At 42.1% G+C, this 12,627-nt stretch carries 12 protein-coding genes and 1 pseudogene; 2 read left to right on the top strand and 11 right to left on the bottom strand.

Annotated elements, in window-relative coordinates:
- Positions 1–166: 166 nt before the first annotated feature.
- The 4 genes and pseudogenes from PVE40_RS12965 to rlmH all read right to left on the bottom strand — a co-directional run.
- Positions 167–256: pseudogene (locus PVE40_RS12965) on the bottom strand (SEC-C metal-binding domain-containing protein); the annotation flags it as partial.
- 131 nt (positions 257–387) lie between these two features.
- A complete protein-coding gene (locus PVE40_RS04680; protein ID WP_274730732.1) occupies positions 388–771 on the bottom strand; it encodes a 23S rRNA (pseudouridine(1915)-N(3))-methyltransferase RlmH in 384 nt (127 codons plus the stop codon).
- Positions 768–1,274 (bottom strand): GNAT family N-acetyltransferase, encoded by a 507-nt coding sequence (locus PVE40_RS04675; RefSeq protein WP_274730731.1) that lies wholly within the window; start codon positions 1,272–1,274, stop codon positions 768–770. The genes PVE40_RS04680 and PVE40_RS04675 overlap by 4 nt, the downstream gene beginning before the upstream one ends.
- A gap of 1 nt (position 1,275) precedes the next feature.
- Complete coding sequence (gene rlmH / locus PVE40_RS04670) at positions 1,276–1,746, bottom strand: 23S rRNA (pseudouridine(1915)-N(3))-methyltransferase RlmH (protein WP_274730730.1); 471 nt, start codon at positions 1,744–1,746, stop codon at positions 1,276–1,278.
- A 48-nt stretch (positions 1,747–1,794) separates the two neighbouring features.
- Here rlmH and PVE40_RS04665 point away from each other — a divergent pair, with 48 nt between their 5' ends.
- A complete protein-coding gene (locus PVE40_RS04665) occupies positions 1,795–3,174 on the top strand; it encodes a TrkH family potassium uptake protein (RefSeq protein WP_274730729.1) in 1,380 nt (459 codons plus the stop codon).
- 13 nt (positions 3,175–3,187) lie between these two features.
- Complete coding sequence (locus PVE40_RS04660) at positions 3,188–3,859, top strand: potassium channel family protein (RefSeq protein ID WP_274730728.1); 672 nt, start codon at positions 3,188–3,190, stop codon at positions 3,857–3,859.
- 274 nt (positions 3,860–4,133) lie between these two features.
- Here the strand turns inward: PVE40_RS04660 and PVE40_RS04655 are convergent, their stop codons facing one another.
- From PVE40_RS04655 to PVE40_RS04625, 7 genes are all read right to left on the bottom strand, one after another.
- The gene (locus PVE40_RS04655; protein ID WP_274730727.1) at positions 4,134–4,313 is read right to left on the bottom strand and encodes a hypothetical protein; all 180 of its coding nucleotides are present in this window, start codon (positions 4,311–4,313) and stop codon (positions 4,134–4,136) included.
- Complete coding sequence (locus PVE40_RS04650) at positions 4,314–5,759, bottom strand: TrkH family potassium uptake protein (protein WP_274730726.1); 1,446 nt, start codon at positions 5,757–5,759, stop codon at positions 4,314–4,316.
- Between the two features lie 10 nt (positions 5,760–5,769).
- On the bottom strand, positions 5,770–7,122 hold the full coding sequence (trkA, locus tag PVE40_RS04645) for a Trk system potassium transporter TrkA (protein ID WP_274730725.1): 1,353 nt from the start codon (positions 7,120–7,122) through the stop codon (positions 5,770–5,772).
- A 157-nt stretch (positions 7,123–7,279) separates the two neighbouring features.
- Positions 7,280–9,160, bottom strand: coding sequence for an ABC transporter ATP-binding protein (locus tag PVE40_RS04640; protein WP_274730724.1), 1,881 nt, complete (start codon positions 9,158–9,160; stop codon positions 7,280–7,282).
- Positions 9,144–10,970, bottom strand: coding sequence for an ABC transporter ATP-binding protein (locus tag PVE40_RS04635; protein WP_274730723.1), 1,827 nt, complete (start codon positions 10,968–10,970; stop codon positions 9,144–9,146). Before PVE40_RS04635 ends, PVE40_RS04640 begins: the two co-directional genes overlap by 17 nt.
- An 85-nt stretch (positions 10,971–11,055) precedes the next feature.
- Entirely contained in the window at positions 11,056–11,766 is a 711-nt protein-coding gene (locus PVE40_RS04630; RefSeq protein ID WP_274730722.1) for a sensor histidine kinase, read from the bottom strand.
- Positions 11,767–11,768: 2 nt separating this feature from the next.
- Positions 11,769–12,482 (bottom strand): LytR/AlgR family response regulator transcription factor, encoded by a 714-nt coding sequence (locus PVE40_RS04625; protein WP_274730721.1) that lies wholly within the window; start codon positions 12,480–12,482, stop codon positions 11,769–11,771.
- Between the last annotated feature and the right edge of the window lie 145 nt (positions 12,483–12,627).

Here is a 12,627-nt window from a genome sequence, read left to right as displayed (position 1 = left end):
TTATTTTACCCTAAGCTGCTTGCGGAGCTATGTACTTTTGCGCTGCAATTGTATGTACGTTTATCTTGCCACAAACAACAAATCCTTTTTCAACACCATAAACTGGTAAAAAATCTCTCTCATAGATTTTTTTAGTTAGTTTGAATTTACTTTTTTCTTTTACTCCCTTATCAATACAACAATTTTTGTACTTTTTACCGCTTCCACAAGGACATCTATCATTTCTTCCCACTTTATTAATATTTATTCTTCCTTTCTATTAATCAGTTTTCTCTTTAAAGTAGTGACTGTTTCCTCAAAACATATGAAAAATTTCATTTCAAATTCTCATACACTATGCATAGACTAAAATTATACAGTCTTGTAAAGTTTTGATGAAAACTTTATTTACTTATGATACGTCCGATTATGAATAATAGTAAAAGCCCGATAAACCTGCTCAAACAAAATCACCGTCAGAAGGTCCGCATCCAAGTCCATCATCGTCAACGACAAGGTACAATCAGCCGGATACTCAGACTCCGCATCCAAGATAAAAGCAATATGGCTGTTGCCATGAATCGTCAAATGGTCAATCTTTTGTGCGAGTTCTTCGGAGGAGATGTTCTCTCCTGTTGGGTCGATCTGAATGACATAGGCGTTTTTGGGAACGTCTTTGGTTACTTTATAATCCACTTTGGTAAAGGCGCCCAGGCGTTTGTTGTATTCTTTGATGGCGTCTTTGCTGTATTTGGTTTGGATTTTTTCTGGGGCGATAATTGAGATTTTCACTTTGTCACTTCCTTATTGAATCGGTATTGGATGAGTGGGACTTCAGTTCCAAGGTATGCTTCCATTCCGACCCTGCTCACTTCTTCGAAGCCCACTTTTTCAAGCATCCGTCTTGATCGTATATTCGTTTCATGGGTTTCTGCGTAGAACACAGTAATACCAAAAACTTTTGCGGTGTGGTTCATTTGACGTTGGAGGATATGCGTTCCCATACCCTGCCCCCACAAGGTCCGGTCACCGATAGCAATTCCTACTTCAGCCATATCGGTACAATCAGCTACATCCACGTAGCCGATTAAGCGGCCTTCAAATTCGACCCCTTCACGCAGAAGTTTTTCCGACTGGTGATTGACGCAGTGCAACCACCAGTTATATAGTTCTTGCTCATTGCGGTTGACTTCCCAACCATTAGCCAGGCAAAATGCTTCATCCTGACTCCAAGCGAGAACATATGGAAAGTCGTTTTCTCGAATCGGTCTGATTTGAAAGTCGTACACAGTCATCTCACACTTCTCCTTTATTCACCCTCACTGCTTGATAAATCTGCTCCACCAACACCAACCGCATCAACTGATGTGGGAAGGTCAGCTTCCCAAACGATATCTCTTCATTGGCACGTTTGAGTACATTCTTGCTTAATCCTAGGGAACCACCGATAATAAAGGTAAGGTTACTTTTACCAGTGATGCCGAGGCGTTCGATCTTGTTGGCAAATTCGACGGAATCGTACTGCTTGCCGTTAATGGCTAGGGCGAACACGTAACTTTGATCGCTGACTTTGGCTAAGATGCGTTCTCCTTCTTTGTCTTTGACCATCTCCATTTCCTTATCGCTTAGGTTTTCGGGGGCTTTTTCGTCGGCTACTTCAATGATTTCGAGTTTGCAGTAACTGCCAAGGCGCTTAGTGTATTCGGCAATGCCTTGCTTGAGGTATTTCTCCTTTAGTTTACCTACTGTAATAATTTTTATATTCATGAACGTGCTCCTTGTTTTTCTTTTATTATAATAGAAAGAAGTGATTCTGTGTGGAAATGGTTTAATAAGTGGAATCCTTCGCAAAAAATTGTGGCGAGTTTTGCGGTGGTGATCGTGATTGGGTTCGTCTTCCTCTCCTTGCCGATTAGTCAGGCGCCTGGTTCGGAAGCAACGTACTTCGATCATTTCTTTCACTCGGTTTCTTTGGTGAGTGTGACAGGGTTAGTGATTCATCCAGTAAGTACGACCTATTCCACTTTCGGACAGGTCGTTACCTTATTCCTTATGCAAGTGGGTGGGTTAGGCTTGATGACGTTGGTTGCAAGTATCGTGACTGCGTTTGGGCGCAAGATGGCGCTGCGGAATCGGTTGGCGGTGTTAGAGGGAATCAATCGAGATGATTCGACAGATTTTCGTACCTTTCTTAAGAATATTATCCGCTATGTGGTAGTGATCGAGGGGGTTGGATTCTTTCTTCTCTCCTTCCGTTTCGTGCCTGATTACGGCTGGGGGAAAGGGTTGTTTACGGCTCTTTATTTATCTGTTTCAGGTTTTACCAATGGTGGGTTTGACAATCTAGGAACCAACTCACTCACAGCTTATGTGCATGACCCTTTGGTGAATATGGTGCTCTCTGCCCTTATCATTCTAGGTGGGATTGGGTTTCATGTATGGTTTGACGTTGCATCCATTAGTCGTAAGTGGCATAAGCATTCTGGGAAGAAAACATTCCGCTACTTCTTCCGCAACTTATCCCTCCACAGTCGGCTAGCCATTATTGTGAGTCTTCTCCTGATTGTCTCTGGCACGCTTCTCTTCCTTCTGGTAGAGTACAACAACCCCGACACCATTGGGCCGTTCTCATTCGGTCAAAAGTTGTTGGCGAGTTTCTTCCAGACGGTAACGATGCGTACAGCTGGGCTGACAACGATTCGTTTCACGGAAGTTTATCCGTTTACAGTATTTTCCTTTATCCTCTCGATGTTTATCGGCGGTTCGCCTGGGAGTACGGCGGGAGGTTTGAAAACGACGACGTTTGCGATGGTGGTATTATTGATTTATAACGAGCTCCGTGGGCAAAAGAATGTTCATATATGGAACCATACGATTCCAGACCAACTCGTTCGGAGTGCATTGGTTATCTTTATTATTTTCCTAGCTACGTTTCTAGGGGGAACGGGAATTTTATCTATTTTGAATCCAGAAGTTGATTTTATTGTTTTGATGTTTGAGGTTATATCCGCAATCACAACGGTTGGGATGAGCGCCAATTTGACTTCGTCACTTGAAATGACAAGTCACATTGCGTTGATGATTCTCATGTTTGTTGGTAGAATCGGTCCGATTACCCTAGCAGAAAGCTTGGCACGTAAAGACCGGGAAACAACCAACCTTACTTACAAAGCTGGAAAAATTATCATCGGTTAGCGAGGAGGACCACATGAAAAAAATTGTTGGAGTATTAGGTTTAGGAATTTTTGGTTCCGCCATTGCACAAACCTTAGCGGAACATGAGCATGAAGTGATTGCGGTAGATAAAAATATCGCATTGGTCAATCAGCTAGACCCTTATATCGCAAAAGGAGTCGTTGGCGATATTACGGACTTTGAATTCTTGAAAACTATTGGAATTGGTGATTGTGATATGGTTGTGATTTCCACAGGCACCGTTTTGGAGGCAAGTGTTTTAGCTGTGATGCATTGCAAGAATTTGGGCATCCCCCATATCATTGCCAAAGCCAAGAGTCAGATTTACCGTGATGTGTTACAAGAAATTGGCGCTCACACCGTAATTCTTCCGGAACACGAGACCGGAATTCGAGTAGCTAAAAATATCATGCGGAATCGGATTGAAGATATTGTGATGCTAGACGAGCGAACTTCCATCGTTGAATTCTATGCGCCAGAAAATTGGGTTGGCAAGCCTTTGCGAGATCTTGATTTGCGCAATCGCTACGAGCTGAACATTATTGGCATGCGCGAACACAAAGATGCCCCCTTCTCTGTTGCCATTTCCGCTGAGACCATTGTCCGAGAAGGTGTCCTCTTCTTTGGCGTTACAGAATCAACACTGTTTGAGAAGCAAGATTATTTCCAACAGCCTTATGATTGAAAACAGAAGCGTGCAAGTGACAGCTTTTTTAGCGATCACTTGCACGCTTTGTGCTATAAAATATAGTTATGCCCACTTTTCAGTTAAAAGACACAGGTTATCCCCAAAAGTTATCCACATGTACACACGTTCGCACCCACATTTAGATGTCTCTTTCATTTATCCACTAAATGTAGTTTTTATATAAAAATTGACATCCAGAGGATATCCAAAGTTACGCACACCCTATTTTCACAATAGAAAACCATTCAAACATAAGTTATTTTATGTTTTTTCACAAAATAGAAAAAGTTGCGCACATGACCTGTGCATAACTGTGGATAACTAACAAGGTCATTTCTTCTGTTAAACCAGCATTTTGAGGAGTTATCGACACCCCTTTTTCTTTTTCCCCATTTCTTATCCACATAAAAAAAACAGCCCTTCTCGTTAAAAGAGAAAAAGCTGCTTTCATTTATCTTTTCCATGTGCGTGGCGCAAATAAAATCAAGATTGGAAAAATTTCTAAACGCCCTGCTAGCATACCAAAGGATAAGAGTACTTTAGAAAAATCACTTAATTCGACAAAGCTAAATGCCGGTCCTACCGCTCCTATACCCGGTCCAATATTATTAAATGTTGCGGCTACAGCACTGAATGCGGTCAAGAAGTCGGGTGCATCCAGACTGATGAGCATAACTAAAATAGTAAACAACACCATATAAATGACAAAGTAATTTGATACAGCATGTTTCACAACTTTACTTAATGGTTTGCGGTCATATTGAATGGTCACAATTCGATTTGGTTGAGCAACCCGTTTAATTTCAGCTATAAAGATTTTCCCATAGATTACGATTCGGGAAATTTTCAAACCACCTGCTGTAGACCCTGCACTTCCTCCAATAAACATTAACAAGAGCAGAACCATCTGGGAAAACAGCGGCCAAGTTCCAAAGTCAGCTGTGGAAAATCCTGTTGTCGTGATAACAGAAGAGACGGAGAAAAATACATCTCGTATTAGTTTTGAAATTGATGTATAGGTTCCTCCTATGTTCAAGCTGATTAATCCTACTGCTCCAATTACAATCAGCAAATACCACTTCAACTCTTCGCTCTTGAAAATCTGTTTTGCTTGACCGATTAAAATTAAATAATATAAATTAAAATTCACTCCGAAGGCCAACATACCGAAGCTTATGACCCATTCGATGTACGGATTTTGGTAAGGGGCAATACTGCCATTTCGAACTCCGAACCCTCCAGTACCCGCTGTTGCGAAAGCATGCAGCAAGGCATCGAATAATTCCATTCCTCCAAGGAGTAATAAAATAACTACGGTAGCTGTCATTGCTAAATAAATGATATATAAAATCCGCGCTGATGAAGATAGCTTGGAAACCAACTTTCCAAAAGTAGGACCAGGCGTCTCCGCCTTCATAATGTTAACTGACTGAGAATCCATCTGCGGTAAGACCGCTAAGGCAAAAGCTAGTATCCCCATTCCACCAGTTAAGTGGGTAAAACTCCGCCAGAAAAGGCTGGAGTGAGCCAAAGCCTCTACGTCCACTAAAATACTCGACCCCGTTGTCGTGAACCCGCTACTCGTTTCAAAAAAAGCATCTACCAGAGAAGGAATATCGCCATTGAACACAAACGGCAAGCCACCAAAGAAAGAGAACAACACCCACGAAAGGGCTACAATCACAAATCCTTCTCTTGGAGTGAGCCGTTTATTTTTTGGCTTCTTCCAGCTAAATAATTGTCCAAGTAGAACTAAGATGATAATGACAATAATAAAGCTCATTTTGTGCCGTAGTGTTTCTTGATAAATAAAGCTGACTATTAATGGAAACAATAAGAGCAAGGCCTCAATTTGCAATAGCCGAGCAGTAACATATCGGACCATTCCAATATTCATCTAATCCCCCCTATTTCAAGATGTCATCAATATCATCAAAGTACTTCTCTTTAGTGATAATAATGACACGATCATTTGGTTTAATAACGTCCTGACCAGAAGGAATAATTAGTTTCTTATCGCGAATAATATAGGCAATCAACAAATTTTCTCTTGTTTTCAGTTTTTCAAGTTGAATGTTTGTAGCACGACTTGTTGCCTTTACCTTAAACTGAATGGCTTCTGCTTGATTATCTGCTAAACGATACAATGCCTCTACATTCGAAACAGACGTATTACCTAAACTACGAACAAATTGAAGAATGGTATTGGCAATGACTCGTTTTGGTGTAATGATACTCTCCATACCAATTGAATCAAAAATTTTCAGCAACAGTTCGCGGTTTACTTTGGTAATCACTTTGCCTACTTTTTGTTGAGCAGCGTATAAGGAAGCAATAATGTTCTCTTCATCCACACCTGTCAAGGAGATGAATGCATCATAATTTTCAATTCCTTCTTGCTGGAGAACTTCTTGATCCGTTCCGTCTCCTAGAATGACTTCCATATTTGGGAACTCTGCACTTAATTCTTCCGCGATTTCCCGGTTTCTTTCAATGACTTTAATATCCATCCGCGATTCTTCCAAGAGTTCCAACAAGTAATAGGTCAATCGACCTCCACCGATGATGAGAACAGATTGAATTTGATTCTTTTGAGAGCGTACTTTCCGGTAGAACTTCCGTAATATAGATGATTCACCCATTAAGTAAACATGGTCTCCAACTTGTAACCGGTCCTGTCCAGAAGGAATAATCGTTTCTTCTTTACGACGGATAGCTCCAACTAAGATATCACCATATTTTGGACGGAAATCATTTAAAGGAAGATTCGCCAACGGACTTTGCTCACCAACTTCTATTTCAATCAGCTCGACTTTATCGTCCACAAAAGACTGAATACCTAGGACAGTCGGATATTTAATAAGCCGTGCAATGCTTCGTGCGGATTCTAGTTCTGGGTTAATCATTAAGTTAACTCCTAAGCTCTCCCGTACATAGTGGAAGTGATTGGAGTACTCTGGATTTCGTACACGGGCAATCGTGTAACTTGCACCTAGGTTCTTCGCTAAAATACAAGCCATAATATTCACTTCATCTTCGGGTGTTACGGCAATAAAAATATCACAATTGCTCACACCGGCCTCTTGTTGGATATCGTAGCTGGCGCCATTACCGACAATTCCAGAGATATCATTCATATTGATTAAACTCTCCAAACGAGTCTCATTCTTCTCCACTAAAATGATATCATTTTCCTCTGTAGACAACTCTGCACAGAGGACCGAACCAACCTTGCCGCCGCCCGCAATGATAATTTTCATGTCAAACGTCCTTTCCTATCGAATTACTATAATTATGGTACAACCAGCGTATTTTTGCACACTAAAACCCTTTTGGCAATAGCATAATATTAACAGTCAAAAACCAGTTATCTTTTTAGATAACTGGTTTTAAGATTAGCTTATTCTGACTTATCGACTAGGCCAGTGCTACTTCCTTCACTTCACCCGCTTCATCTTTGGTATAGTACTGCGCTTGAGCGTTCCAAAGTTCGTAGTACTTGCCATCTTTCTCTTGAACCAACTCTTGATGGGAGCCTTTTTGGATAATTTCTCCTTTATCGAAAACGGCAATCGTGTCACAGAAGCGGCAACTGGACAGGCGGTGCGAGATGTAAATAGCCGTTCGGTTGCCAACCACTTCCGCAAAGCTGGTATACATTTCATACTCCGATAAGGGATCAAGAGCCGCAGTCGGCTCATCCAGAATGACAATTGGAGCTTGCTTATAGATGGCACGTGCCATCGCAACCTTTTGCGCTTCCCCACCTGATATTTCAATACCCGATTCATCGTAGTTTTTATAGAGGTAGGTGTCCAGCCCTTCTTTTAAGGTATGGTAACGTTCGCTGAAGCCTGCTTTTTTTAATGCATCCATCGCTTCCCCTTCTTGTACTTCCTTGCTGGCAGCGACATTTTCGCCCAGCTGGAAGGAGTAGAGCTGGAAGTCTTGGAAGACAACCGAAAGCAAACGCAGATATTCTTGGTAATCATATTTCCTGATATCAATTCCGTTTAGTAAAATCTGTCCTTCAGTCGGGTCGTATAACCGGCACAGCAACTTAATGAAGGTTGTTTTCCCTGAACCATTCATGCCAACGATGGCCAGCTTCTCGCCGATATCGAGCTTGAGGTTCACATTCTTCAACACGTATTCATCGCTACCCGGATAGGCAAACGAAACATTGCGTGCTTCTAAGGTGTATTCGCGGTCCAGACGCTTTTCGACCGGCAAGGTCCCTTCGTGGCGGTTGCCTTTCATCTCCAAGAATTCGAAGAGATTCTTCAATGCTTCTGAATTGTTGATGAAGTCTGTTACTTGTTCCAACAGTTGAGGAAACTCCATGATGAAGAGACTAAGCGCACCGCCGTACTGAATGACCGTTCCGGCTGGGATTGCTCCATTAAATGCCTTCCCCAGCACCCATAGATACCCCAGTGTTAAAATCCCATAGGACAGCGTATTAGACAGGATGGTCGTTCTGCTTGTTGATTTATGGATCCCCATCAGCGTTTCCTTGGTAAAGTCATTAAAGTGCGTCAGTAAACGATGCAAGTAAGGATACTGGTTGTACAACCGGATTTCTTTCCCAGAATTGTAGTTATGCATCAATTGAAAGAAGAACCCACCAGCATTGTTCAACGTTGCTCCTTTTTGTAGAAAAGAGGATACTATTTTAGCAACTTTTTGGTTGATTAAAATAATGGATGCGATATAGGCAGCCATGATTCCAACAAAGCTTAGACTAATCCAACCTGAATCAACATTCAGGGCGACCGTTTGCCGTGTAGACTCCGATGTGAAGAGCGACCACAAGAATAGAATGGAAACGACAATACTCGTAGTGTGCTTCACCAAGTGTTTACTAGAATCGAACAATCGGTGCATACCCATACCGCCCGTCATTTCATTCATCCGAATGCTGCTGAGTTTCTCATGAACGGTGGTGTCTTCGACAAATTCATAGTCCATCTCAATCACTTTTTTATTTAAGAGCATTTCCTTTTTGCTGCTCGCCCGCCAATACAAAGGTGAACGAAAGTGCGACAAGCCATTCGCGATAACCGTCGATACGAATGAACTAACCAGCGCTCCAATAATCCAATTTCGCAGTTGTTCATTAATCGTCCCGTTTAACAAAAGCGACAAAATTCGACTGGTGAAAAAGAATGGAATAAACGGATATACCGCTTCAAAAATACCTTGAACAATATTCGCCCAAAATAGTTTCGGTTCCAGCTGGTGCATCAAGGCAAAGCCTTTTCGGTTCAATGAAATAATCTCATACATACGCTTCATCCAGATTCCCCTCCCATTCTTCTTGATAGTATTGACTTTGAACTTCATACATTTTGGCATACTTTCCTTTTAATGCCATTAACTCTTCGTGCGTACCGGCTTCTACAATCGTGCCGTTTTCCAAATAAACCAAGCGGTCACAAAATTTCGTGGAAGAGAGTCGGTGCGAGATAAAAATCGCTGTCTTGTCTTCGGCAATCTGATTATACCTTTGATAAACTTGGCTCTCTGCAATCGGATCGAGCGCAGCAGTCGGCTCATCCAATATGAGAATCGGTGCATTCTTATAGATGGCTCTCGCAAGCTGCAATTTTTGTTTTTGCCCGCCAGACAAGTCAACCGCTTCTGGATTCACTCGTTTTACTAGTTTTGTTTGGTCTTTTGCTGGGAATTTTTGCAATTCTTCCAACATTCCACTTCGTTCAAGGGCGGTTTGGTAATCCATCATGTGCTTGTTGGTTCCTTGCTTGACGGTCTCTTCCAAGGTAATCGGTAGTTCAAAATAATCTTGGAATACCGGTGCAAATAACTCAAAATATTCTTCGGGATGAAATTCCTCTTGCGGGATGCCATTGATTAAAATCACCCCAGAAGTTGGCTTGTAAAGGCCACAGAGCATTTTGATAATGGTGGACTTCCCGGCACCATTGATCCCGATCATCCCCACCTTTTCCTTTGACTGGATATGCCAGTTCAAGTTGTGGATGGTGTCTCTAGCAGCGCCGTCATACCGGTAGCTAACGTTTTGGAATTCAATCTCTAGCGGAAATTGTAGCTCGTCAATCGAGCGATACGATTCTTTCTCCTGCTCGCCAATCTCTTGATATTCCCGGTAGTCGTCCAATTCACTTGCCATATAGCGGAATCCAACGATATCTCCCATTAAACCGGATGTCCACTGTGAAATGCTGGCAATGATCCCGAAGTAAAAAGTGAAATCAGCGGCAGATAAGGATCCGTTTATTACTTGATTGATGAGGATCGTGTACGCCAGTCCATCTCGCAACAAGTTGAAGGTACTGGATAAGAGCGTCCCATTAAACTTGCGGCGGAACACTTTTTCCATCAATTGAAAACGGGTTGCGTACATATCATCGAACTCCGTTTTGAACCACGGCTCCATATGGAATAAGCGCATGTCTTTTGCAGATTTGAAATCACCTGTGTACTCGGTCAGATATTCTGTTTTCTTCTCCAACGGTGCCTGCTTGTCGCGGCTTTCTTTTTCAATCCTATTGGTTCCTAGGCTGTAGCCATATTGAAGCAGCGAGAACACAATAATCATAGCAAGGAGGATGGGATGCACATTTCCGATTAAATAGCTGTAAAGAAGCAGACCCGACATATTCCGTAAAAAGCTATAGAAAACCGTGAAGCTTTGGTCAAAAAGGCGATTCGGGTTAGCGGTAATCTGTTTGGTGCGGTCAAATAAATCCATGGTGTGCTTTTTCTCCACTTGATAAAACGGCATATGGATGAATTTGAATAACACTCGCATCATTTTGTCGATTCGGTAAGAATTACCTGCTTGTTGGGCATACCCTTGCAACACTTGGGAGAAGCAAGTACAAATAAGGGTTAATCCAACCAATGTCATAAACTGTACTTGAAACTGTTCCCAACCATTCTCTTGGCTGACAATCGATACCAATACTGCCACCGTCGCTGCAGACAGGAGCGGGAGCACCATGTCCGCCAATGCTTGAATCACAACACTGAAGAGATAGTTGCGGTCCGTTTGCCACATATCTCGGATTAAATACTGAAAGTGATCTGTGAGCCGATATTTTTTCTTTTGTATGGTTTTCATCTCTTTCACCTCGCCATTAGTTTACCAAGTATTTTTGCGCCTATTAAAAAATGACCACGAGTGGTCATTTTTCTGGCATAAACGGTCACAGCGGCAATAAAATTTCGGTCGCAAAGACGCCTTCTTCATGTTGACGGTTGATATACCCGTCATACTTCTGCACCGTTTGGTCAATTCGTTTTAAGCCAAAACCGTGTTCTTTTCCAGATTTTGTTGTCTGATATCCGGAAAAGGCTTTACGGATGGGCTGATTCATACTGTTGGTAATTGCGATATAGAGTTGCTGCTTCATTTCCGCAATATAGACTCGGATGAACCTTTCATCGGGGTTCTCTACCGTCATGCACCCTTCGATGGCATTGCTGATGAGATTCCCAATTATGATTCCTAAGTCGACATTTTGAATATGCAAGTCAGCCGGAATGGCAGCTTTCACATGCAAGGTGATGCCCCTTGATTCTGCGATCGAGAGCTTACTGTTCAGGATCGCGTCAGCCATAATATTGCCGGTACGAATACTGATATCCACTTCGACTAGATCTTCATCTAATTCTGCTAGATAATTTTTCAGCAGGTCTAATTGATTCAACTCGAGATAAGCCTTCATGGATTGGATATGATTTTTATAGTCATGCCGCCAACCACGCATTTGACGGTAAATATTTTCTACTTCTTCTGCATGCTCTTTTAACAAATCTGCCTGGGTTTGAATCAGATTTTTTTGAAAACGACGCTGCTGAAAGTAGATAACGAGCGCCGCTAAAAGAATAAGTCCCACAATCAGTGCTGTTTCCATCTTTACCTCCGATAATACTCAATGAATGCTTGGGTCACGGCCTTGGCATTGCGCCGTGAAACAGGCACCGAGATTCCGTTATCCATTAAAATGTCATTCTTCCCCACTCGCTCCATGTGCCCACAATGCACCAGCCAGCTTCGATCTGGTACAATGAACGCTTCATCTTGCAACTGGTTTTTTAATTCTTGCATGGTCCAGCGTAATTGGTGCGTCCCTGTCGTCGTCGTAAGGGTAAGTTCACGTCCTAAAACTTCTGCACAGATAATGGAATCAACAGCAACCTTCACTTGCCCTTCCTCGGTAGAGAGAATGAGATAACGCTCCTCTTGGGGGAATACTGCCAGAATCCTTTTTAACACCGCAAATAATTGCTCTTTTTTTATTGGTTTAATTAAATAATCGCTTGCTTCTAACCGGTATCCTGCCCCAATGTGCTCGGTCATCCCGGTAATGAAAATGATTTTCACCTGATCATGGACTGCACGCAACTTCTCAGCCATCGTCAGCCCATCCATCTCATTCATTTGAATATCCAGCAAGATGAGGTCGACGTTCTTCTCTTCCTCATATTGAAAAAGAAAAGCCTCTGCGCTCTCAAAAATAGACATACGAAAATGGATGTCCTGTTCGGCTCCATATTCCTCCAGCACCTTTTTCAGGAGAAGTGCCTGTACGGTTTCATTTTCACAAATCGCTACTGTATAACTTTGCATCCTCTTCACCCCTCTTCCTTATTATAGAGAATTGGGGAAATAATGAACAGAGGAGACTAGAATCTCTTTTTGTCTATTTGCATTTTTCTTATCGAAAATATAAAAAACTGCTCTTCAAATTTTCAATTTGAAGGGCAGTCTTTTA

This window comes from Jeotgalibaca caeni (assembly GCF_028863945.1).
Taxonomy (GTDB): Bacteria; Bacillota; Bacilli; order Lactobacillales; family Aerococcaceae; genus Jeotgalibaca; species Jeotgalibaca caeni.
The sequence above is the reverse complement of the archived record's forward strand: the minus strand, read 5'-3'. Positions and strand labels throughout refer to the sequence as shown.